Source organism: Streptomyces minutiscleroticus (genome assembly GCF_014650875.1).
Lineage (GTDB): Bacteria > Actinomycetota > Actinomycetes > Streptomycetales > Streptomycetaceae > Streptomyces > Streptomyces minutiscleroticus.
Map to the genome: position 1 here is coordinate 97,094 of NZ_BMVU01000003.1, position 21,624 is coordinate 118,717.

General features: G+C 75.9%; 19 protein-coding genes and 1 pseudogene. 8 read left to right on the forward strand and 12 right to left on the reverse strand.

Annotated elements, in window-relative coordinates; all coding sequences use genetic code 11:
- Nucleotides 1-362: 362 nt before the first annotated feature.
- Entirely contained in the window at nt 363-1,388 is a 1,026-nt protein-coding gene (locus tag IE271_RS05630; RefSeq protein ID WP_190189057.1) for a hypothetical protein, read from the reverse strand.
- Nucleotides 1,385-1,735 carry a PadR family transcriptional regulator gene (locus IE271_RS05635; protein WP_190189058.1) on the reverse strand — a complete coding sequence of 117 codons (351 nt, stop codon included), beginning with the start codon at nt 1,733-1,735 and terminating at the stop codon, nt 1,385-1,387. The genes IE271_RS05630 and IE271_RS05635 overlap by 4 nt, the downstream gene beginning before the upstream one ends.
- Nucleotides 1,736-2,080: 345 nt before the next feature.
- Here IE271_RS05635 and cbiE point away from each other — a divergent pair, with 345 nt between their 5' ends.
- Nucleotides 2,081-3,340: a precorrin-6y C5,15-methyltransferase (decarboxylating) subunit CbiE gene (cbiE, locus tag IE271_RS05640; protein ID WP_190189059.1), complete on the forward strand. Its 1,260-nt coding sequence runs from the start codon at nt 2,081-2,083 to the stop codon at nt 3,338-3,340.
- Nucleotides 3,341-3,581: 241 nt separating this feature from the next.
- Here the strand turns inward: cbiE and IE271_RS05645 are convergent, their stop codons facing one another.
- Nucleotides 3,582-4,703, reverse strand: a complete 1,122-nt coding sequence (locus IE271_RS05645; protein ID WP_190189060.1) for a cobalt-precorrin-5B (C(1))-methyltransferase — start codon at nt 4,701-4,703, stop codon at nt 3,582-3,584.
- Between the two features lie 36 nt (nt 4,704-4,739).
- On the opposite strand from IE271_RS05645, the gene IE271_RS05650 reads away from it, so the two are divergent.
- On the forward strand, nt 4,740-5,483 hold the full coding sequence (locus tag IE271_RS05650) for a cobalt-precorrin-6A reductase (protein ID WP_190189061.1): 744 nt from the start codon (nt 4,740-4,742) through the stop codon (nt 5,481-5,483).
- A gap of 233 nt (nt 5,484-5,716) precedes the next feature.
- On the opposite strand, the gene IE271_RS05655 is transcribed toward IE271_RS05650, so the two are convergent.
- On the reverse strand, nt 5,717-6,343 hold the full coding sequence (locus IE271_RS05655; protein ID WP_190189062.1) for a precorrin-8X methylmutase: 627 nt from the start codon (nt 6,341-6,343) through the stop codon (nt 5,717-5,719).
- 218 nt (nt 6,344-6,561) lie between these two features.
- Complete coding sequence (locus IE271_RS05660; protein WP_190189063.1) at nt 6,562-7,110, reverse strand: LysR substrate-binding domain-containing protein; 549 nt, start codon at nt 7,108-7,110, stop codon at nt 6,562-6,564.
- Between the two features lie 40 nt (nt 7,111-7,150).
- On the opposite strand from IE271_RS05660, the gene IE271_RS05665 reads away from it, so the two are divergent.
- The gene (locus tag IE271_RS05665; protein WP_190189064.1) at nt 7,151-8,986 is read left to right on the forward strand and encodes a gamma-glutamyltransferase family protein; all 1,836 of its coding nucleotides are present in this window, start codon (nt 7,151-7,153) and stop codon (nt 8,984-8,986) included.
- A 269-nt stretch (nt 8,987-9,255) separates the two neighbouring features.
- Here IE271_RS05665 and IE271_RS05670 read toward each other — a convergent pair whose 3' ends face one another.
- Entirely contained in the window at nt 9,256-10,605 is a 1,350-nt protein-coding gene (locus IE271_RS05670; RefSeq protein WP_190189065.1) for an MFS transporter, read from the reverse strand.
- A 258-nt stretch (nt 10,606-10,863) separates the two neighbouring features.
- Nucleotides 10,864-12,312: an MFS transporter gene (locus IE271_RS05675; protein ID WP_229919150.1), complete on the reverse strand. Its 1,449-nt coding sequence runs from the start codon at nt 12,310-12,312 to the stop codon at nt 10,864-10,866.
- A gap of 363 nt (nt 12,313-12,675) precedes the next feature.
- On the opposite strand from IE271_RS05675, the gene IE271_RS05680 reads away from it, so the two are divergent.
- Nucleotides 12,676-13,521 carry a class I SAM-dependent methyltransferase gene (locus IE271_RS05680; protein ID WP_190189066.1) on the forward strand — a complete coding sequence of 282 codons (846 nt, stop codon included), beginning with the start codon at nt 12,676-12,678 and terminating at the stop codon, nt 13,519-13,521.
- Between the two features lie 91 nt (nt 13,522-13,612).
- Here the strand turns inward: IE271_RS05680 and IE271_RS05685 are convergent, their stop codons facing one another.
- Both IE271_RS05685 and IE271_RS05690 read right to left on the reverse strand, forming a co-directional pair.
- Nucleotides 13,613-13,858 (reverse strand): DUF5133 domain-containing protein, encoded by a 246-nt coding sequence (locus IE271_RS05685; protein WP_190189067.1) that lies wholly within the window; start codon nt 13,856-13,858, stop codon nt 13,613-13,615.
- Between the two features lie 202 nt (nt 13,859-14,060).
- Nucleotides 14,061-14,449 (reverse strand): annotated as a pseudogene (locus IE271_RS05690) (HD domain-containing protein); the annotation flags it as partial.
- Between the two features lie 146 nt (nt 14,450-14,595).
- Between IE271_RS05690 and IE271_RS05695 the strand changes: the two are divergent.
- Entirely contained in the window at nt 14,596-15,057 is a 462-nt protein-coding gene (locus tag IE271_RS05695) for a nuclear transport factor 2 family protein (RefSeq protein WP_190189068.1), read from the forward strand.
- A 292-nt stretch (nt 15,058-15,349) separates the two neighbouring features.
- Nucleotides 15,350-16,168 carry a siderophore-interacting protein gene (locus IE271_RS05700; RefSeq protein ID WP_190189069.1) on the forward strand — a complete coding sequence of 273 codons (819 nt, stop codon included), beginning with the start codon at nt 15,350-15,352 and terminating at the stop codon, nt 16,166-16,168.
- A gap of 30 nt (nt 16,169-16,198) precedes the next feature.
- On the opposite strand, the gene IE271_RS05705 is transcribed toward IE271_RS05700, so the two are convergent.
- Nucleotides 16,199-16,486: a dihydrodipicolinate synthase family protein gene (locus tag IE271_RS05705; protein WP_308435157.1), complete on the reverse strand. Its 288-nt coding sequence runs from the start codon at nt 16,484-16,486 to the stop codon at nt 16,199-16,201.
- Here IE271_RS05705 and IE271_RS41685 point away from each other — a divergent pair.
- Together IE271_RS41685 and IE271_RS05710 are read left to right on the forward strand one after the other, a co-directional pair.
- Nucleotides 16,485-16,685 carry a hypothetical protein gene (locus IE271_RS41685; RefSeq protein ID WP_229919185.1) on the forward strand — a complete coding sequence of 67 codons (201 nt, stop codon included), beginning with the start codon at nt 16,485-16,487 and terminating at the stop codon, nt 16,683-16,685. The genes IE271_RS05705 and IE271_RS41685 overlap by 2 nt on opposite strands.
- A gap of 100 nt (nt 16,686-16,785) precedes the next feature.
- Complete coding sequence (locus IE271_RS05710) at nt 16,786-18,585, forward strand: glycoside hydrolase family 15 protein (RefSeq protein WP_190189071.1); 1,800 nt, start codon at nt 16,786-16,788, stop codon at nt 18,583-18,585.
- Nucleotides 18,586-18,642: 57 nt separating this feature from the next.
- Here the strand turns inward: IE271_RS05710 and IE271_RS05715 are convergent, their stop codons facing one another.
- Both IE271_RS05715 and IE271_RS05720 read right to left on the reverse strand, forming a co-directional pair.
- Entirely contained in the window at nt 18,643-21,102 is a 2,460-nt protein-coding gene (locus IE271_RS05715; RefSeq protein ID WP_190189072.1) for an FUSC family protein, read from the reverse strand.
- On the reverse strand, nt 21,099-21,569 hold the full coding sequence (locus IE271_RS05720) for a MarR family winged helix-turn-helix transcriptional regulator (RefSeq protein ID WP_190189073.1): 471 nt from the start codon (nt 21,567-21,569) through the stop codon (nt 21,099-21,101). The genes IE271_RS05715 and IE271_RS05720 overlap by 4 nt, the downstream gene beginning before the upstream one ends.
- Between the last annotated feature and the right edge of the window lie 55 nt (nt 21,570-21,624).

The following is a 21,624-nucleotide window of genomic DNA, read 5'->3' on the forward strand; positions in this document are numbered from 1 at the left end:
CGACGGGTACCGGCCCGCTGCGCAGGGCGTTCCGCGCCCCGGCCCCACGACTGTCTCAAAACAAACCCTGCGCACCCACCTCGGCGCGGCCCTTCGCTGCCGCTCGGAGGGAAACGCCGATGGGCGGGTGTGACGGGGGGGATGGGCGGGTGTGACGGGGGTGGAGGCGGGCCTGCGTGGTCGGATCCGCCGCGACGGCCGGCCGCGAGAGGCGGCGCGGGCACGTCGCGGGGTGGGGCACACGACGGAAGGCGCGGTCGGGGCGGGAAGGGGAGCCGTGGGCGGAGCGCAGGTGCCGTGAGGGCGCCTGCGCTCTGTGGGGTCGTGGCCGGCCCTCGTCTCCGGAGGGCCGGCCTCGCTGGTCAGCGGATGGTGTCGTGCGGGGCGGTGGCGGGTGAAGGGCGCCGGGTACGGCGGCGGTTGAGGAGGGGGAGACCGAGTGCCACCAGGAGCAGGGGCAGGGCGAGAAGCACCGTCGCCGGGTTCCGTCCGACGCCGGACTCGCCCATCGTGCCCATCAAGGTCTGCTCGTAGGTGAAGAACAGCAGCGGCAGGGCGGCGAGGACGACGGCGAGCGGCAGGGAGCGGTCGCGGGTCGGCAGGGCGAGGACGGCGGCCAGTGTGACGACGACGGCCGGAGTGGCGGCGCGTGCTCCCTCCTGCCACCCGGCCGAGGCCGCGAGGAAGGTGATCGCGGCGGTCGCGGCCGCGCACGCCCGTGTGCTCCAGGAGGTGGTGAGCAGGTCGCGCGGTGCGCTCAGGAGCAGTACCGCCCACAGCAGGTGCGGCAGGCCCATCACGAGCAGGTTCTCCAGCACGAGCAGCGGATCGAACCTGACGAAGGCGTCACTGACGTAGTCGAGCCGGGCGCCGAGCACGGCCAGTGCGGCGAGTACGGCGGCCGCCCGGGCGGGCTGCCAGTGCCCGCCGAGCACGGAGAGGAGCGACAGCGACCACAGCGCCGCGGCGGTCAGGGCGATCGCGTACGGCACCCCGCCGACCATGTCCGTCCAGGGGAAGGTGAGCGGAGGTTCCGTGTGCGGCAGGCGCAGCACCAGGGCCAGGTGCTGGCCTGCGGCCACGGCCACCACGAACGGCGCGGCGACGGCGGCCAGCCGCGCGCCGGACCGGTCCGGGGTCAGGCCGGCGCGCAGCCGCAGGGCGTGTCCGGCGACGCTGGCCGCCTCGTGCCAGCGCGCGGCGCGACCGCGCCCGGCCGTGGCCTCGGCGGCGACGGTGGCGATCTCCTCGCCGTACCGGTCGCGGTAGCCGCCCGGGTACAGCCGCAGGGCCAGGGCCAGCGAGCGGGACCGTCCCCCCGGCGAACCCTGTCCGGGCGCGGAGGTGCGGTGCGAAGGGGAAGCGGGGGAGGAGGACGGGGTGTTCACGCGGTGCTCGCCCCCAGGCCGCCGGCGGGACCCGCGCCGAGACGGCGGTGCGCCTCGGTGACGACGGTGTGCAGGTGGCCGATCTCCTCGGCCAGCGCGCTCCGGCCCGAAGGGGTGAGGCGGTAGAAGCGGCGGGCGCGGCCGTCCACGACCTCTTCGCGCTCGACCTGGATCAGGCCCTGGCCCTGCAGCCGGTCGAGGGCCCCGTACAGGGTTCCGGTGCGCATGCGCACGCGGCCCTCGGACAGGGCGGTGACCTCTTGCAGGATGCCGTACCCGTGGCGGGGCGTGTCCGCCAGGGCGGTGAGGATGAGCAGGGCGGGGCCCTGCACCGTTCGGTTACTCATGATCGAAGAATATATCGCGCGACGGCATATGTCGCCGGAGAGGCTGGTGCGGAGCCCCGCGCGGGACCCCGCTCGGGGCTCCGTCCGGAACGCGCTGAGAGCCGTCCGCCCGCCGCGTCGCCGGTGCCGGTCCCAGTTCTGGTTCCGGTTACGGGTGCTTCGGGTGCAGTGGGTGCAGCGGGTGTGGTCCATGCCCACCGGCCCGCCCTCCCGGCAGAGCCGGGTAGGGCCGACAGAGCCGGTAGGGCCGACAGGGCCGCGGCGGGGCGTACCCGAGCACGGGGGCGCGGACGGCCGCCGAGTAGAGTGCGCCTCTGTTGCCCCCGAACCCCGAGGTACCGAGCAGTGACCCCCGCACGACCAGAACCGCCCGCCGCCGTCACCGTCGTCGGGATCGGAGCCGACGGCTGGCGGGGCGTCCCGGAGACCTCGCGCACCGCACTGCTCGACGCCGAGGTCCTCATCGGCGGCCCGCGCCAGCTGGACCTGCTGCCCGCCGAGTGCGGCGGGCAGCGGATCGCCTGGCCCTCGCCGCTGCGCCCCGCGGTCCCCGGCCTGCTCGCCGCGCACGCCGGCCGCCGGATCGCCGTACTGGCCAGCGGGGACCCGATGTTCTACGGCATCGGGCGCGCCCTGACCGAGGTGCTCGGCCCCGGCACGGTGCACGTCCTGCCGCACCCTTCCTCCGTCTCGTACGCGGCCGCCCGTCTCGGCTGGCCCCTGGAGGACGTGGACGTGGTCACGCTCGTCGGCCGGCCCGCCGCACGGCTCGCCGCCGCCCTGCACGACGGCCGGCGGCTCCTCGTGCTCAGCGCGGACGCGGGCACCCCCGGCGAGGTCGCCGCCCTGCTGCGGGACCGCGGCTTCGGCCCCAGCCGGATGCGGGTGCTCGAACAGCTCGGCGGGGAGAAGGAGCGCGTCGGTGCCGAGGCCACCGCCGACGACTGGCCGCACCCGCCCGGCGACCCCCTCAACGTCGTCGCCGTCGAGTGCCGCCGCGCCCCGGGGGCCCTGCGGCTCGGCGCCGTTCCGGGACTGCCCGACGAGGCATACGAACACGACGGGCAGCTCACCAAGCGGCACGTCCGCGCCGCCACGCTCGGCGCGCTCGCCCCCGCCCCCGGCGAACTGCTGTGGGACGTCGGAGGCGGCTCGGGTTCGGTCGCGATCGAGTGGATGCGCACCCATCCGTCGTGCCGGGCGGTCACCGTCGAGCGCGACGCGGTGCGGGCCGAGCGCATCGTCCGCAACGCCGAGCGGCTCGGGGTGCCCGGGCTGCGGGTCGTCACCGGGACCGCACCCGCCGTCCTGGCCGAACTCCCGCCGCCCGACGCCGTGTTCGTCGGCGGCGGGCTCACCGAGCCCGGACTCCTCCAGGAGTGCTGGCGGGCACTGCCCGTCGGCGGACGGCTGGTCGCCAACACCGTGACGCTGGAGTCCGAGGCGGTGCTCGCCGACGCCCACCGGCGGCACGGCGGCGAACTGGTACGGCTCGCGGTGGCGCACGCCGTGCCCGTGGGCGGCTTCACCGGGTGGCGGCAGGCGATGCCGGTGACCCAGTGGGCCGCGCACAAGACCGCCGACGCGCCCGACCGCCGCGCGTAAGCGGACAGTTGACCGCAGGGCCGCAGGGCCGCAGGGCCGCAGAGCCGTGTGACCGTAGAGCCCTATGACCGTGTAAGTGCGCGGTCGTGGCCGTGTGGCCGCGTGGCCGTGTGATCCCGTCCTCCGCCGGTGGCCGGCCCGGTGGTGCCACCGTCGTGATCGCGGCGCGCGGCGCCCGTACGCCGCGGCGCCCGCCGCACGGACCCGTCCGTGCGGCGGGGACCCGGCACCGCGACCGCGGTCACCGCACCGTGCTGCGCCCCACGATCGTGCCCGCCCGGTCGATGCAGATCACGTCGACCGCGACGGGCGCGCCCCGCAGCACGGTCAGGGCCTCGTCGCGGGCGGCGGCCGCCACCAGGTCGCCGAGCGGGACGCCGGCCGCCGCGCACAGCTGGAGCGCGGCCAGGCCCGTGGCGGCGTGCGCGACCCGGTCGGCGAGGGCCTCGTCCGCGCCGCCGCGGCGGGCCAGTCCGGCGAGGAAGCCCTTGTCGACCTGGGAGCGCGCGGAGTGCAGGTCCAGATGGCCGGCCGCCAGCTTGGACAGCTTGGCGAAGCCGCCGCAGATCGTGAGCCGGTCGACGGGGTGGCGGCGCACGTACTTCAGCACCGCGCCCGCGAAGTCGCCCATGTCGAGCAGCGCGTCCTCGGGCAGGCCGTACGCGGCCACGACGGTCCTCTCCGAGGTCGAGCCGGTGCACCCGGCGACATGGGTGCGCCCGGCGGCCCGGGCCACGTCCACACCGCGCCGGATGGAGTCGATCCACGCCGAGCAGGAGTACGGCACCACGATCCCCGTCGTGCCGAGGACGGACAGCCCGCCGAGGATGCCGAGGCGGGGGTTCCAGGTGGAGCGGGCGATCTCCTCGCCGTGGTCGACGGAGACGGTGATCTCGACGTCGCCGGTGCCGCCGTGCAGGGCGGCGACCCGGGCGACGTGGTCGCGCATCATCTGCCGGGGCACGGGGTTGACGGCGGGTTCGCCGACGGGCAGGGGCAGACCGGGGCGGGTGACGGTGCCGACGCCGGGACCCGCTCTGAAGACGACGCCCGCCCCTGCGGGCAGCCGCCGCACCGTGGCCCGTACGAGCGCGCCGTGCGTGACGTCGGGGTCGTCGCCGGCGTCCTTCACGATGCCCGCCATGGCGTGGCCGTCGGCCAGCTCCTCGACGGCGAGCGCGAACGCCGGCGTCTGCCCCTTGGGCAGGGTGATCGTCACGGGGTCCGGGAACTCCCCGGTCAGCAGCGCCGTGTACGCGGCTGTGGCCGCGCCGGTCGCACAGGCGCCGGTGGTCCAGCCCGGGCGCAGGCCCGTGTGTTTGAGTTGGGCGCTGCGCCCGCCCTTCGCCTGGCTGCTGCTCATGCCTCACTACTACTTCAGGAAGGAAACCGGAACACTGTGCACGTACTGATCCTGGGAGGGACCACGGAGGCCCGCCGGCTCGCCGAGATCCTGGCCGCCGAGGCCCCCGGCCTGCGGGTGACGACCTCTCTGGCCGGGCGGGTGGCCGCGCCCCGGCTGCCGCCGGGCGAGGTGCGCGTCGGCGGCTTCGGCGGTGCCGGGGGCCTGGCCGCGTGGCTGCGCGCGCACCGGGTGGACGCACTCGTCGACGCCACTCACCCCTTCGCCCGGACGATCGGTCACAACGCGGCGTCGGCCGCCGCCACCGCCCATGTTCCCCTGCTCGCGCTGCGCCGCCCCGGCTGGGTCCCCGGAGCGGGGGACGACTGGCGCGAGGCCGGTTCGCTGGAGGAGGCGGCCGGGCTGCTGCCCGCGCTGGGACGACGTGTGTTCCTGACCACCGGCCGGATGGGGCTGGCCGCGTTCGCCGCCCTGGACGGGCTGTGGTTCCTGGTCCGCTCCGTGGACGCGCCCGAGGCCCCGCACCCGCGCCACATGGAGGTGGTCCTGGACCGCGGCCCCTTCACGCTCGACGGTGAGCGGGACCTGCTGCGCCGGCACCGGATCGACGTGGTCGTCACCAAGGACAGCGGGGGCTCGGCCACGGCGCCCAAGCTCCGGGCGGCGCGGGAGGCGGGGGTACCGGTGGTCGTCGTACGGCGGCCGCCCGTCCCGGACGGGGTGGAGGCGGCGGCGGGACCGGAGGAGGCCGCACGGTGGGTCCTGGGGCAGCGCCACTGATTCCGCCGTGCCGGGGAGCCGGTCCTCTCCCGGGTTCCCGCACACGGTGTGCTCCCTTGCGCTCGCTGCTGCCGCAGTGCCCGGTGTGTCCGCCCGGGGACGTCCGAGCGCGACCTGGACCCCGCCGGCCCAGCCTTACGGACGAGCCCCGCCGACGGCGCCGGGCGGCGTCCGGACGGCCCTCCCGACCCCGGCCGGCGGGGTGCCGGGCCCGGTTCCGCGGGGCCCGGCGCTCACTCCTCCTCGCTCGCGATCGCGTTGAGCGCGGCGGCGGCGATGGCACTGCCGCCCCGGCGGCCGCGTACGACGAGGTGCTCCAGATTGGAGGAGTGCGAGAGCAGGGCCTCCTTGGACTCGGCGGCGCCGACGAAGCCGACGGGCACGCCGATGACGGCGGCCGGCCGGGGCGCGCCCTCCTCGACCATCTCCAGCAGGCGGAAGAGGGCGGTGGGCGCGTTGCCGACGGCGACCACGGCGCCCTCCAGCCGCTCCCGCCACAGCTCCAGCGCGGCGGCGCTGCGCGTCGTGCCCAGCTTCGCCGCCAGTGCGGGCACGGCCGGGTCGGACAGGGTGCACAGCACCTCGTTGCCGGCGGGCAGCCGCCTGCGGGTCACCCCGCTGGCCACCATCTGCACGTCGCAGAGGACGGGGGCGCCGGCGCGCAGGGCCTCGCGGGCGCGGGCCACCACCGCGGGGGTGTGGGCGATGTCGCGGACGAGGTCGACCATCCCGCAGGCGTGGATCATCCGCACCGCGACCTGGCCGACGTCCGCGGGCAGACCCGCGAGGTCGGCCTCGGCGCGGATGGTGGCAAAGGACTGGCGGTAGATGGCCGCGCCGTCCTTCTCGTACTCGAACACCGTGCTCCTACTCAGTCGTCCGCGCCCGTGGCACGGGCCGCCGCCACGGTGGCGGCCGGCGACCCCGCCCGCCTCGCCGTCACCGTGGCGGTGCGGGACGACGGGGGCGGGGAAGCCGCGGGCATGGCGGCGAGCATACCCACGCCCCCACGAGCTGTATGCCCCGCCCCATCCCCCGGACCCTTACTGCGTCTCCGCCCGTCGGACCCTTGTGACGCTCACACGGCGCTGGACGCCCGGTCCGCCGCCCACGCGAGCGCCGTGCCGAGGAACGCCCGGGTGACGGAGGCGACCGGGCCCCCGCGATGGACGAGCCACCGGGCGATCCGCTCCGCCGGGTCGAAGCGGTGGACGGCGGCAGCACCAGCAGGAACTCCCGCGTCCCGCAGACGGTGTGCGGTCGGCCCGTGCCCGGCGGGCCGCGCGGAGCTGCCGCCGACGCCCGACTCGCAGCGGCCCCGCGCCACCATGGCGACCACCTCGGTGGCGGACCCGGCCGAGGAGACGCCGGCCGTCACGCCGGGGTGCCGCTCCCGCAGTTCGGCGACGGCGTCCACGACCGGCTCGGGACCGGAGGACGAGGCGGCCGCGACGTCGACCCGGCCGGCCGGGCCCCCGCCGGGCGCGCGGGCCGCCGCCGCCCGCACCGCCTCCGGGTCCCGCGGCACCGGCCGCGCCCGCTCCGCCGGCACCTCGACGGCGCCGGTCCGCCGCGGCGGCGCTGACGGCGGCCCATGGCCGTTCGCCGTCCCGACGGTGTCATGCATGTCCTGGACGCACAGCGTCCCCTGCGGGTTTACTCGCGCCATGTTCACCACTCGTCCCACGCTGCAGGGCACGTTCGGCATGGCCTCGTCCACGCACTGGCTGGCCTCCTCCGCCGCCATGGCCGTGCTGGAGGACGACGGCAACGCCTTCGACGCCGCGGTGGCGGCGGCGTTCGTGCTGCACGTCGTCGAACCGCACCTGAACGGCCCGGCCGGCGAGGTGCCGATCCTCCTGGCCCCGGCCGGGACCGGACCGCGGGTGCTGTGCGGGCAGGGCCCCGCGCCGGCCGGCGCGAGCATCGCGCACTACACCTCGCTCGGCCTGGACCTCGTCCCCGGCACCGGCCCGCTGGCAGCCGCCGTGCCCGGCGCGTTCGACGCCTGGATGCTGCTCCTGCGCGACCACGGCACCAAGTCCCTGGCCGACGTCCTGAAGTACGCCGTCGGCTACGCCGAGGACGGGCACCCGGCGGTCGAGCGGATCGGCGCGACGGTGGAGACGGTCCGGGAGCTGTTCGAGACCGAGTGGACCACCTCGGCCGAGGTCTACCTGCCCGGCGGCCGCTCCCCGGCGCCGGGCGGCCTGCTGAGGAATCCCGCGCTGGCGGCGACCTGGCGGCGGCTGCTCGCCGAGGCGCGGGCCGCGGTCCCGGACGGTGCCGGCGCGGGCCGCAGGGAGGCGGAGATCGAGGCGGCGCGCCGGGTGTGGCGGGAGGGCTTCATAGCCGAGGCGCTCGCCGGCTTCGCCGCCCGGCCCGTCATGGACACCTCCGGCGAGCGGCACGCGGGCACCCTCACCGGCGACGACCTCGCCGGGTACGCCGCGCACTACGAGGAGCCGGTCACCCACGACTGGAACGGCTGGACCGTCGCCAAGGCCGGACCCTGGAGCCAAGGTCCCGCACTGCTCCAGCAACTGGCCCTGCTGGACGACGACTTCGGCGCACCGGGCAGCGGGGCGGAGTACGGGAGCGCCGAGTACGTGCACACCCTCGTCGAGGGCACCAAGCTCGCGATGGCCGACCGCGAGGCCTGGTACGGCGACGCCGAGGGGGCCGACGTACCGCTGCGGGCGCTGCTGTCGCCCGCGTACAACGCGGGGCGGCGCGCGCTGATCGACGCCGGGCGCGCGTCGTACGAGCTGCGGCCCGGCAGCCCCGACGGGCGTGCGCCCCGGCTGCCGGCGCTGGTCTCGGGGGAGCGGAGCCCGCGCGTGCCCGCCCCCGCGGCCGCGGGGGCGGGGGAACCGACCGTGGCCCGGGACGGCGCCACCCGCGGCGACACCTGCCACCTCGACGTCGTGGACCGCTGGGGCAACATGATCTCGGCGACGCCCAGCGGCGGCTGGCTCCAGTCCAACCCCGTCGTCCCCTCCCTGGGCTTCCCGCTGGGCACCCGGCTGCAGATGACCTGGCTGGAGCCCGGCCTGCCGAACTCCCTGACGCCCGGCCGCCGTCCGCGCACCACCCTGACACCGTCCCTGGCCCTGCGCGACGGTGTGCCGGTGCTCGCCTTCGGAACTCCCGGCGGCGATCAGCAGGACCAGTGGAGCCTGCACTTCCTGCTGGCCGTGGCGGTGCGCGGGACATTCCGTGGCGGTTACGACCTGCAGGGCGCGATCGACGCCCCGAACTGGCACACCGAAGCGTTTCCCTCCTCCTTCTACCCGCGTGCCGTGAACCCCGGGACGATCACCGTGGAATCCCGTGCCGGCGACGACGTGATCGCGGGCCTGCGCCGCCGCGGGCACCGCGTCACGGTCGCCGGTCCCTGGTCGGAGGGGAGACTGTGCGCGGTGGCCCGCGACCCGGAGACGGGTGTGCTGTCGGCGGCGGCGAACCCGCGCATGATGCAGGGGTACGCCGTCGGGCGATAGGCCGCCGGGGCGCGGAGAGCCGCGGCGCTCCGCGCCGGGCGCGCGGTTCCCGGTGCCGGGGGGTCCGCGGCGCAGACGGTGGCACCGTGACCGTCCCGGTCCGCACCGGGACCACGTTCGCGGACGGCACCCGGTCCGCCACGGCTGCGCAGTGGCCGCGAGATCGCCCGCGAGGCGGTGGTCATGGAGGGGCGAGGCAGGGGGACGGCGGTCCGGTGCAGGCGGCGGTCCGAAGGAGGCGTACGGAGGCCCGCCCCGGTGTTCCCGGCTCACCGGGCGTCCGAGGGCTTCCGGCACGCCGGGCCGGGTCGGCCGTCGTCCGCGGCGATGCGGCTGCGCTCCTGCTCCGGCGGGTGGGCCCGCGGAAGGTCGCGTTCGCGGCGCATCGGGCCCAGCGCGAGGACGAGCCAGGAGGACGCGACGACACTCGTCATGACCCACATGGCCGGCCGGTACCCGACGGTGTCACCGAGCACGCCGCCGAGCAGGGACCCGGCCGGGACGGTGCTGTGGTTGACCACCATGGCCGTGGCCACGACCCGGCCGAGCAGGCGCGGCGGGCAGTAGGCCTGGCGGAAACCGCCGACCACGATGTTGGCCACGCAGACGCCGGTCCCGACGAGGACGGACCCCACCGCGAACAGCACCGTCCCCGGCCCCGCCGTGGTCAGGGGCAGGAGCAGCACGAACGGCAGGGTGGCGGCCTGCAGCAGGAGCAGCCCGCGCGCGGTGCCGAACCACCGGCCGACCCGGGTGGCCACCAGCGCGCCCACGACGCCGCCGGCGCTGCCGCCGGTCAGCAGCAGCCCGACCACGGCCGGGTCGAGGCCGACGGTACGGACCAGGAACACGACCTGGACCGCCTGATAGCCCGTCAGCGCCATGTTGATCACGGCACCCCACGCGACCATCGGCCGCAGGTACCGGTCCCGGGCCACGAAGCGGACCCCCTCGGCGATCTGCCGTCGGAGGGGGACGCGTTCCCCGCCGGGGGCGCGGTCCGGCTCCATCGCGCCGATCCGCCCCAGGCAGGCCGCGGAGACCAGGAACGTCACCGCGTCGGCCGCGAGCGCGGTGACCGCGCCGAACGCCTGGGCGAGCAGTCCCGCCGCCCCCGGCCCGGCGACCTGGGCGGCGGCCTCGGCGCCCTGCAGCCTGGCGTTGCCCTCCAGCAGGTCGCGGCCGTCGAGCACGGTCCGCACGTACGCGTGGCAGGCGGTGCTGAAGCACACCGCGGCGGTGCCGCAGACCAGGGCGACGGCGACCATGTGCCCGAAGGTGAGCGCGCCGAGCCACGCCGCCAACGGAACACTCGTCAGGGCCGCACAGGAGACCAGGTCGCACACTGTCATCACGGTGCGTTTGGGCGCCCGGTCCACCCACGCGCCCACGGGCAGGCCCACCAGCAGCCAGGGCAGCCACACGGCCGCGGTGAGCAGGCCGACGGCGGTGGAACCGGTGTCCAGCACCTCGACCGAGATCAGCGGTACGGCCACCACGGTGACACTGTTGCCCAGACCGCTCACCGTCTCGCCCGTCCAGAGCAGACGGAAGTCCCGTTGTGCGAGTACGCCCCATCGCGTCCGGGGCCGGTCCGGCGTGTCGTTCCTCGGGTCCATCCGAGGCATCGTGCCGTAGGCCGACACACTGTGTCCTGTCCTTTCCGGCGGCCTTCCCTGCCGCACACCCTGCGGCCCGGGGGCCGCTCCGGCCACCGGGCGCCGGCCACCGGTCACCGGTCACCGGACGCCGGAACGCCGGGCGGCGGAGCGGAAGGGCGGTGCTCGGGACGGCATGCCGGAGCCGGAGAGCACGGTGGGACAGGCGGCCCGCCGCCCTTGTGCGGTGGCGGGGGAGCGCCGCGCGCGCCGGTCGGTTCAGGCACCCGCCGGGGCCGGCCGAGGGGGCAGCCCCGTGCGGTTGTCGCGCAGCGGGCCGGAGGCCAGCCCGAGCAGGCCGATGCCGGTGACCACCGCGGCGCAGGCGACGACGGCGGCCACCGGGCCCGCGAACCCGGCGAGCGCGCCGAGCACGTTGTTCATCAGCAGCAGGGCGAGGCTCTGCACGAGGACGAGCACGGCCTGGATGCGGGACAGGTGGCTCTCGGGCGTCTCCGCGAGGACCAGTGGCGCGATGTGCGCGGAGAAGACGCCGTTGCCGATGCCGACGACCAGTCCGGCGGCCGTCGCTCCCGCCGGGCCGGGCGCCAGTCCCAGTCCCAGCGCCCCCAGTCCCGCCACCACGAGTCCGCCCGCCGCCAGCAGCCCGGGGCGACCCAGCGGACCGCGCCGTACGACGGCCAGGGTCACCGCCACCATGCCGACGCCCTGCGCCCCGATCACCAGCCCCGCGGTTCCCGCGCCCCAGTGCTCCGCCCGCGCGAGCAGGGGGAGCAGCAGCGGCAGTACGGGCAGCAGGAAGCCGGCGGCGGCGCCGGTGAGCAGGAGGCCCGGGCGCAGGACCGGGTGGGAGAACGCGACGCGCACACCGTCCGCGGCGTCCTTGAGCAGGTGGGACGCCGCGGGGGAGGGCGGCGCCCCGTACCGGGGCCGGACGGCGGTCAGCACGGTCAGGACGAGGGCGAAGGTGACGGCATTGACCAGGGCGGCGCCCGCCAGTCCGGCGAGACCCACGAGCACGCCGCCGAGCGGCCCGCCTCCCGTGTTGATCACCTGGCCGCCGACCTGCCGCAGGGACAGCGCGCGCGGCAGGTGCTCCCGGGGCACCAGACGCCGCGGCATGGACCCGGAGGCCGGCAGGTAGAAGGCGTCGGCGACACCGACCGCCACGCCCGCCGCGACGAGCAGAGCGGGCGGTGCGCCCAGGTGGTGGGCCACGGCGGCCAGGACGAGGGAGAACACGAGCATTCCCGCGTCGCCCGCGATCAGGACGCGGCGTGCGCTGATCCGGTCGCTCACCGCGCCCCCGACGAGCAGCAGCAGGACACGGGGCAGGCTGACGGCGCTCAGAACCAGGCCTGCGACGGCTCCGCCGTGCTCGCTCGCCGCCCAGCCGAGGGCGAAGCAGAAGACGGCGTTGCCCGCCAAGGACGCCAGGATGCCGCCGAGCCACAGCCAGTACGAGCGGGGGAGCCGGCCCCCGCCGCTCCCGCGCCCCGCGTCGGCCGCCTCGGGCGAACGTGCCTTGCCGCCCGCCCCGGACGCACGGCTTTCGCCGGCCGTCCCGGACGCAGGGCCTTCGTCGGCCGTTGCGGACACACGGCTCTCGCCCGTCCAGGACGGAGGCCCCACGTCGACCGCTTCGGACGAAGCGGTGCCCGAGGCGTCCGCGGAAGGACGCAAGGGGTTCTCTTCAGGCGCTGGCATGGGGCACTCCCGGGGCGGCACGGCTGATGACGGTGATCGGCGTGCCCCACGGTCGCAGACGGCACTGACAAGTCCCCCGGCGACGGCACTGGCAACGCCCCCGTCCCGCGCAAGCAGGTCCCAGGGCCCCAAGGCCCGTCGGTGGACCGGCTGTTCCGGTCGTCGGCGGCTCGTACGGCGGGCCGGCCCGTCCGGCCCGTCCGGTCGATCCGGCCCGTCCGGTCGATCCGGTCCGTTCGGTCCGTTCGGTCCCCGGGACCGTTCAGCGCGCTGTCGTCCTCAAGAGGTCCGGCACCGCCCGCGGGGCCGCCGCGGCCGACACCTTCCCGGCCTCCCGAGCGGCCGGCCCCTCACCTGCTCCGCATGCCCGACGACACCACGTACGCGCAGCGCGACGACCGGCCCGCGGAGTCCCGGCGGGTGCGCCTGGGCCGGACCTTCGACGAGGACGCGGAGCCGTACGACCGGGCCAGGCCCGGATATCCGCCGGAGCTGTACGACGACCTGGCGGAGCTGGCGGGTGTCCGTCCCGGCAGCCGCGTGCTGGAGGCGGGCTGCGGCACCGGCCGGGCGACGGTGCCGCCGGCCGGCCGGGGCTGCCGGATCACGGCCGTCGAGGCGGGGCCGCGCATGGCCGCGGTCGCCCGCCGCAACCTGGCCGGGGCCGGGGCGGTGGACGCGGAGGTGGTGACGGCGGAGTTCGAGAGCTGGCCGCTGCCCGAGGAGCCGTTCGACGCGGTCGTCTCGGCGACGGCGTTCCACTGGATCGACCCGGCGGTGCGGACGGCCGGGGCCGCCGACGTGCTGCGTCCGGGCGGGGCGCTCGCCGTGGTGCGCACCCAGCACGTGAGGGGCGGCACCGAGGAGTTCTTCGCCGAGGCCCGGCGCTGCTACGAGCGCTTCGACCCGGACACGCGGCCCGGACTGCGGCCTCCCGCGGCGGCCGACGTCGAGGGCTCGGACCACGCGGAGGAAGCGGCGCGGAACGGCCGGTTCGGTCCCACGGTCCTCCGCCGCCACGAGCGGGACCCGATGTACACCACGTCCGGCCACCTGGAACTGCTGCTGACCTACTCCAACCACCGGGCGCTTCCCGAAGCGGCCGGGAACGGACTGCTGGAGTGCGTCGCGGGCCCGATCGACGGCCGGTACGGCGGCCGGGTGACCAAGCGGTACCTCATCGAACTGGCGGTGTCGCGCGGGCGGTGACACCGGACCGCCGGCCCGCCGTCCCCTCGCGGGGGCGGCGGGCCGGCGGTGTCCGTCGGATCCGGGGCGGGCGGGGAGACGGCGCGTGCCGTCACGCGGCCAGCGCCTCGTCCGCCTGCGTCCCCTCCTGGCGGGCGGCGCAGAGCCGCTCCAGGAGCGCGTCGGCGGCGGCGAGGGCCTCGTCGGCCGTGCGGGTCGCGGTCATGACGCACAGCGTGTACGTGGCGTCCTCGAGGTCCTGGCTCGTGCGGCCGGTGGGACGCACGTCGTGGCGGATGCGGGCGTCCGCGAAACGGGCGAGCACCATCCGCAGTTCCTTCTCGGTCGGCAGCAGCACGGCAGTTCCTCTCTACAGGCACAGCTCACGGGCCGGTCGGGTCACGCTGTGAGCCGTGAGCCGCGGAAGGCGGCCCCGCTCGGCCTCCGCGCGGCGCGTGGTGGCAGTGAATCCGGTCTCCGCCTGCCCCGCTTTCCATGTTCCATACATACATATCCGCGGCCGGGTCCGCGGGGCGGCCGCCGCCGGTCGTCCGGCCAAGGATCGTGCGGACGAAGTCCCCGCGCTCGAAGCCGGGGACGAAGTGCTCCGGCGCGTCCGCCTTCACGTTGCCGAACGTCGTCTCCGGCTTGGTGCGGATGCCGTCCGTGAAGGCATCCAGGATGCGGTGCTCGAAGCCGGGGCGCGGGTGCGGCGCCACGACGGCATCGCGGTCCTGCGGGGGGAGATGTCCTCGTACCCGATGCCCAGTACGTCGTGCTCGGCGCCCGCCGTCACCAGTGCCACCTCCGGCTCCATGAACCGCGGGACGCCGGGGGTGGTGCGCAGCGCGATCGCCGTCCACACGCGGCGCACACTGTCCTCGGGCACACCGTGGGTCTGCAGGAACCGCTTCGTCTCGTCGGCGCCGTCCACCTCGAACCGGCGGCCGTGTCGGAGGACACACGCCCGGCGGCCGCGCCTGGTGCATGCGCCCGCCGGACGACCGAGCCCGGACGAGCCGGCGTCGTCCGGTTCCCCCGGGCGTGATCGTGCGCTCTTGACCTCAAGCCGACTTGAGGTAGGAGGCTCGGAGCATGACCAGTCGGACGGATCACGCAGAGATCGGTGTGCTCGTCGATCGTTTCTTCCACGCCCTGGACGAGCGGGAGTTCGCAGCGGGCTGGGCCCTCGACTTCGTCACCGACGACGTACGCATGGAGACACCTTTGGGAACGTCGCGAGGAGCCGCGGCCGTACGCTCCACCGAGGAGGCGCTCGAACGCTACGACCGCACCCAGCACATCGCGTCCGGAATCCTGACGGACGCGGAGGCCGGAGCGGAGCGCGCCACCGTCTCGTGGAACGCCCTGATGACCCACGTCCATCGTGAAGCCACGCTGTCGGAACGCGGCGCCGACGCCGATCCCCTGTTCGTGGTGGGCGGCCGCTTCGAGGCCGACCTGCGCCGCACTCCCCGCGGCTGGCGCTTCAGCCGGGTCGAGGTCCGGCCGACCTGGACGAAGGGCGAGCCGCCTCCGGGGGTCGACGCGCGGTGACCGCCCGACGGGTCGAACCTCGTGCGGGTCGGACCTCCTACGGGTCGGACCGATGACGGATCAGGCCGATCGGCGCGGCCACGGGTCGAGTGCCGCGTGGTCGCCGTCGGTCGGGCCACGACGGAGATCGACACGGTGATCAAGGGCGCGAGTCCCGGCCGTCGATGCCGGACGGCCGGTCGGACCGCCCCTGCCAAGGGCGCTTCGCGCACGCGAGGGCTCGTGGCGCCGGTGGTCGGATTTCCGGCGAGGAGAGGTTAGGCTCACCTTACTAAGGCGTTATCGTTCTCCCATGGCGAAGAATCACCGGCTCATGCCGCAGCACCCGCGCATGTTCCGCGCGGAGGTGGTGCGCACCGTACGCGTCTCCCCCTCCGTCCAGCGCCTCACCGTCACCGGTGCGGATCTCGCCGACTTCCCGTGGCGCGGCTACGACCACTGGTTCCGGCTGTTCCTGCGGCTGCCCCACCAGTCCCGGCTGCGGCTGCCCGAGTTCACCGGCGCCCGTTGGTGGCAGCCCTACCTGGACATCCCCGACGCGGAGCGGCCCCACTGCGCGAACTACACGGTGGCCGACTTCCGTCCGGAGGCGGCGGAGATGGACATCGACTTCGTCGTGCACCGCGGACCCACGGGCGAGCTGGAGGGCAGGGCCGCGATCTGGGCCTGCCGCGCCCGCCCCGGCGACATGCTGGCCGTGCTGGACCAAGGCGTCCTGTTCGACTGCCCCGGGGACGCCTCCGAGGTCCTCGTCGTGGCCGACGAGACCGGCCTTCCGGCCGCCGCCGGCATCATGCGCTCCCTGCCGCGCGGGACGGTGGGGCGGCTGATCCAGGAGGTGCCCACGGCCGGTGACCGGCGTGAACTCGACGCACCGCCGGGAGTGACCGTCACCTGGGTCGTACGCGAGGACCGCGCCTGCGTGCCCGGCGCGGCGGCCCTGCGCGAACTGCTCGGCCGCACCCGCGTCGACGCCTCCGGCTACGCCTTCGTCGCCGGGGAGTCCACCCTCGCCACGGAGGGACGGCGGCACCTGCACCGGATCGGGCTCGCGAAGGACCGCATCACCTTCTCCGGCTTCTGGAAGCACGAGGCCGTGCTGACGGCCTGAGCCGTGGGGCCGACGGGACGCGCCCGCCCCTCACCCCTCGAGTTCGCCGAGCCGCTTCAGCGCTTCCGCCACCGTGTCCTCGCCGGCGGGCAGCAGCGGCAGACGCACGGCGGGGGTGGGAATCACACCTTGTTCGTACAGGACCGCCTTGAGGACGGTGGGGCTGGGTTCCCGGAACAGGGCGGCCGACAGGCGTGCCAGCGCGTGGCCCAGGGGGCGGGCACGGCCGGCGTCGCCGGTCCGCCAGGCGTCCGCGAGTTCGGCGAACCGGCGCGTCGCCAGATGGGCGGAGGCCAGGACGGCGCCCGAGGCGCCCATGGCCGGCACGGGGGAGACGAAGAGGCCGTCGACCCTGACCCCGCTGCCCGTCCGGCGGCGCACCGTGGTCGCGTACCGGCGGGGAGCGGGGCGGCACCCCGCCGTCGAAGCCGCCGTCATGGCGCTGCGCGCGGCGGTGCCGCAGGAGCTGGCCCACGGCCGGGTGCCGCCGTCCCCTCCGCCGGCGCCGCGCCGGTGACGCCCCGGGGCGTGCCGGTTCCGGTGCTTGTGCGTACTTCTGTGACCTGCGGGAACACAGCGGGTGACGAAGACCGTGCGGCGGAAGGGACCAGGCGGCGATGGCCGAGGCCGAGACAGCGCTCCCGGAGCGGACGGACGGATACGCGGAGCTGCGCTCGTACGCGGCGATCGGCGACGGCTACTGCGTGGCCCTGATCGCCCGCGACGGGGACATCGACTGGTACCCGGCCCCCGACCTCGACTCGCCGCCCGTCTTCGGCCGGCTCCTGGACGCGCTGGGCGGCGGCTACATCCGGCTGCGCCCCCGCGGTCCGTACGAGGTCGAGCGGGAGTACCTGCCGTCCACCAACGTGCTGTGCACCACCTACCGCACGCCGGGCGGCACCGTCCGGGTGACGGACTCCCTCAACGTGGGGCTGACCGGCAGGCTGCCGTGGAGCGAGCTGGCCCGCCGGATCGAGGGCGTCGACGGCGAGGTGGAGCTGGAGTGGGCCGTGGTCCCCGGCAACGCGCTGAACACCGTCTCGCCGTGGGTGATGCACACGCGCACCGGCAGCATCGTGCAGGCGGGCGACGTCAGCCTCACCGTACGGCTGAGCGAGGCCGGGTCCGTGCGGAAGGGGGAGCGGAGCGTCGACGGGACGCTGACCACCGCGCCGGGCTCCCGGCACCTGGTGGCCGTGATCGTGACCCGCGACGGGCCGGTGCCCCTGGTGGACGCCGACCGGGTGCTGGCCGGCATCGACCGCACCGTGGACCGCTGGGAGCGGTGGTCGGCGCAGCTCGGCCACGACGGGCCGTGGAAGGAGACGGTGCTGCGCAGCGCCCTCGCGCTCAAGCTGCTGATCCACAGCCCGACCGGGGCCGTCGCAGCCGCGGCCACCACCTCGCTGCCCGAGAGCCGCGAGGGCGGGCGCAACTGGGACTACCGCTACGCCTGGATCCGGGACGCCACCTACACCCTCAAGACGCTGCTGCGCCTGGGCGAGCCGGAGGAGGCGCACGGCGCCGTGGCCTGGCTGCTCCGGCTCGCGCGGCGGCACGACTGCGAACTGCCCGTGATGGCCCGGCTCGACGGCGGGCAGCCCGTCGAGGAGACGTACGCGGACGTCCCCGGCTGGCGCGGCATCGGGCCGGTCGTCATCGGCAACCGCGCGGCCGGTCAGCTCCAGCTCGGTGTGTACGGGGACCTGCTGGACATCGTCTGCACGTACACCGAGTACGGCAACGTGCTGGACTCGGCCAGCGGCCGGATGCTCGCGAACCTCGCCGACCGCGTCTGCGACCTGTGGCACCGCCCCGACTCCGGGATGTGGGAGCTGCCGGAGGCCCGGCACTACACGAGCTCCAAGATGGGCTGCTGGCACGCGCTGAACAGCGCCGTGGGGCTCGCCGAGGCCGGGCAGATCCCCGGCCCCGCCGACCGCTGGCGCTCCGAGCGGGACCTCATCCGACGCTGGATCGACGAGCACTGCTGGTCGCCGGAGCGCGGCGCCTACGTCTGGTACCCGGGCAGCCACCGGCTCGACGCCTCGGTGCTGCTGCACGCCGGCTCCGGTTTCGACCGGGGGCCCCGGATGTCCGCCACGATCGACGTCCTGCGCGAGGAGCTGGGCGCCGGGCCGCTGATGTACCGCCACAGCGAGGCCCGCGGCACCGAGGGCACCTTCACCGCCTGCGCCTTCTGGACCGTGGAGGCGCTGGCGTGGGTGGGGCGCGGCGAGGAGGCGGAGGAGCTCATGGCGCAACTGGTCCCGCTCGCCAACGACGTCGGCCTGTTCACCGAGATGATCGACGCGGACGACATGTCCTTCCTGGGCAACATGCCGCAGGGACTCAGCCACCTGGCGGTCATCACCGCCGCGCTGGCACTGCGGTCCGGGTCGTCCGGCTCGTGACGGCCGCCGCCCCGCTCCGGCGGGCGGGAGCCGCGGTCCGGCGGGCCGGAGCCGGGCTCACTCGGGGCGGACCCCCGCCGAGGGGGATCCGGACCGCACGGGACCGGCCGCCCGGCCGACGCCGGGGTGCTGCTGCGCCGGCGGTACCGGCGCCACCGGCGCGCCGGCAGGGCGGTCCGGGACGTCCAGGCCACGTGCCTCGGCGAACGCGGCCAGGGTCTCGTCCAGCGCCTCCAGCTCGCCCAGCGCGGTGAGCAGCCGCGCCGCCTCGGGCCGGGGCGGCGAGGAGCCCAGGGCCTTTCTCAGCTCCTGGACCAGCGGGCCGGTGCGCCGCCAGCCGCCCTGCGCCTGGCCGGTGGTCAGCCGGTGGTCCAGGGTGCGCAGCGACCCGACGAGGGTGCCGGTGATCAGCAGTGCCCGTTCGGCGAGGGGCGGTGGCAGGCGGACGACGGTGTCCGCCGCGGCGGCCAGGGTGCGGGCGTGCCCGGTGGCCGTGGACAGCAGCGCCGTGCGGTGGTCGGCGCGCCGCCCCCGCACGCCCGCGGGCATCCGCACCAGCGGTTCGGACACGGCGGTGACCTGGTAGAGGGCCGCCTCGACCGCGCGGGCCGCGCCGCGCAGCCGGACCGCGCCGCCGGGTTCGCCCCAGCGCAGCGCGACCTGGCCGACCAGGTGCTCCACGGCGGCCACGTACCCGTGCTCGGCCTCCCGGACGATCGCCCGCGTGGAGAGCGGGAAGATCAGCGCCGCGCACGCGGTCGCCACGGCGACGCCGAGGGCGTTGTCCAGCAGCCGCTCGCCCAGCAGCGCCTCCATCCCGCCGTCCGGCGTGGTCAGCGCGTACACCTGGACGAGCGCCGTCACCAGGCCGACCACCCACAGCGCGTACGCGCGCTGCATCCCGTACGCGCCCAGGGAGAGCCCCAGGACGACCACGGCGATCGTCGCGTACGGGTGGTCGCGGCCGATGACCTCCAGCACGGCCACGCCGACGACCGCCCCCACCACCGTGCCGACCACACGGTGGGCCAGTTTGCGCAGCCGTTCGGAGGTGGTGTTGGTGCCGAACAGTGTGATCATCACGCCGACCAGTCCCCAGTAGAGGCGCTGGGAGTCGACGGCGAGGGCGATCGGGCAGACCACGGCGGAGGCCGCCGCCGCGTGCAGCGGCGCCCGCACCACCGGCACGATCCGCCGCCAGCCCCGCTCGGAGCGCGCGTCGAGCACCCGCCGGACGGGGCCCGCCGAGCCGGTGATGCGGTTGTTCTCCAGCGCCACCGCCTGCTGGAAGGGCACCGCGTCCGGGGCGGCGGGCAGGTCCCGGCCCAGCGCCAGCCAGCTCGACAGCGAGCCGGCCAGCACGTCGAGCAGGTCGGCCGTGCGGGCGGCGAGCGCGACGGCCCGCGTCCCGGCCGGGCCCGCCGCCGCGTCGCGGCGCGCCTCCTCGCACGCCTCCTCGACGCGGTCCCGTATCGCGCGCACACGGCGGCGCAGTCCGCCGGCCCGGGTCAGCGGGGCGTCCCTGACCTGCTCCAGCGCCGCCGTGACGGCCTCGCGCAACGGCTCGGGCGGGTCGAGGCGGGACAGTTCCAGGGCCGACCGCCCGATGCCCCGCAGCGCGAGCTCGGCGTCGAAGAGGTGGCGGTGCAGCAGCTCGGCCGTCACCGGGTCGGCGCTGGTCCCGGGCTGCGCGAGCCGGCCGTCGATGGTGACGGTGACGAGGTTCAGATGGCGCAGGGAGCGGTCGAGGCGGCGCTCCACCCCGCGCCGGCCGGCGTCCGGGCCGAGCGCCGCGGCCGCCGTGCCGGCCAGCCTGCGCGCCTCCACGACGAAGGCGCGCTGGGTGCGCAGCAGGTCCTCGCGGGGCGTCGGGAAGCACAGCAGCAGCCGGGTGGCCAGCACCGCGGCCGACGCCAGCAGCGCCACGGCGAACGCCCGGCCGGTCAGCGCCGCGGGGATGCCCGCGAGCATGCCCAGCATCACACCGTTGAACAGCATCATCCCGGTGAGCAGTGCGAGCGGCCCGTAGCGGGAGAGGAGGAAGATGAGCGTCATCGCGCACACCGTCAGGACGATCTGGACGGTGCGGTCGTCGAAGCGGGCGGCCAGCCACAGCATCGCGCCGAACGGGAACGGCATCCACAGCACCGCGCGGGCCACCCGCTCCCAGGTGTTCTCCGCGACGGCGAAGGCGCTCATCAGACCCATCATGCCGCCGACCATCAGCCCGAGGAGGACGGGGAGGCCGAGGGCGAGGGAGGCCACGTGACCGGCCGCCAGCGAGGTGACCATGGCGACCAGGGACCGCCAGCCCGCCTGGAGCTGTATCAGCCCGGGGTCCGCGACCAGGACGCGGTCCCACCAGCGGCGCCGGGCCGCGACCCGGCGCGGTGCCGCGCCCCGGCGGCCCGCGGGCGCGGCGTGCCGGGCCCGGCGCCCGGTTCCGGAGCGGCCCGGCGAGGGGGCTCGCGGCGGCGTTCCGTCCGGCCGGGGCGGCGGGTTTCCCGTGTCCCTCAAGAGACCTCCTGGTCCATGGCGTCGGCGAGTACGGTCAGGGCGTCCCGGGCGGCGCCGACGGCGCGTTCCGAGTCCTCCACGCGTCCCTGCAGGGCCTCCAGCAGGGCGGCGGCCATGCGCTGCCGCGCCTGTGCGAGCAGCCGCCGCCCGTCCGGGGTGAGGCTGCTCTCCACCGCGCGCCGGTCCTCGGCGCAGCGGACCCGGGTGACCAGGTTCCGTTCCTCCAGCTGGTGCAGGACGACGGTGACCCGCGGCTGGGCCGTGCCGGTGCGGGCGGCCAGCGCGGTGACCCGCAGGGGCTCGTGCTCCAGTGCGTCCAGGACGGAGGCCTCACTGCGGGTCAGGCCGAACTCCCCGGCGCGGAACAGGGCCCGGCTGAGTGCGGCGATGCGGCTCAGCAGTCCGGTGGCGGCGGCCTGGACGCGCTCCTGTCCCGTTCCGGCGGGGGGCGCCGAAGGATGATGCATAAGGAAAATATATACGTTCAATATGCATGTATCTCTGCCGGGGGGTGTACCCCCC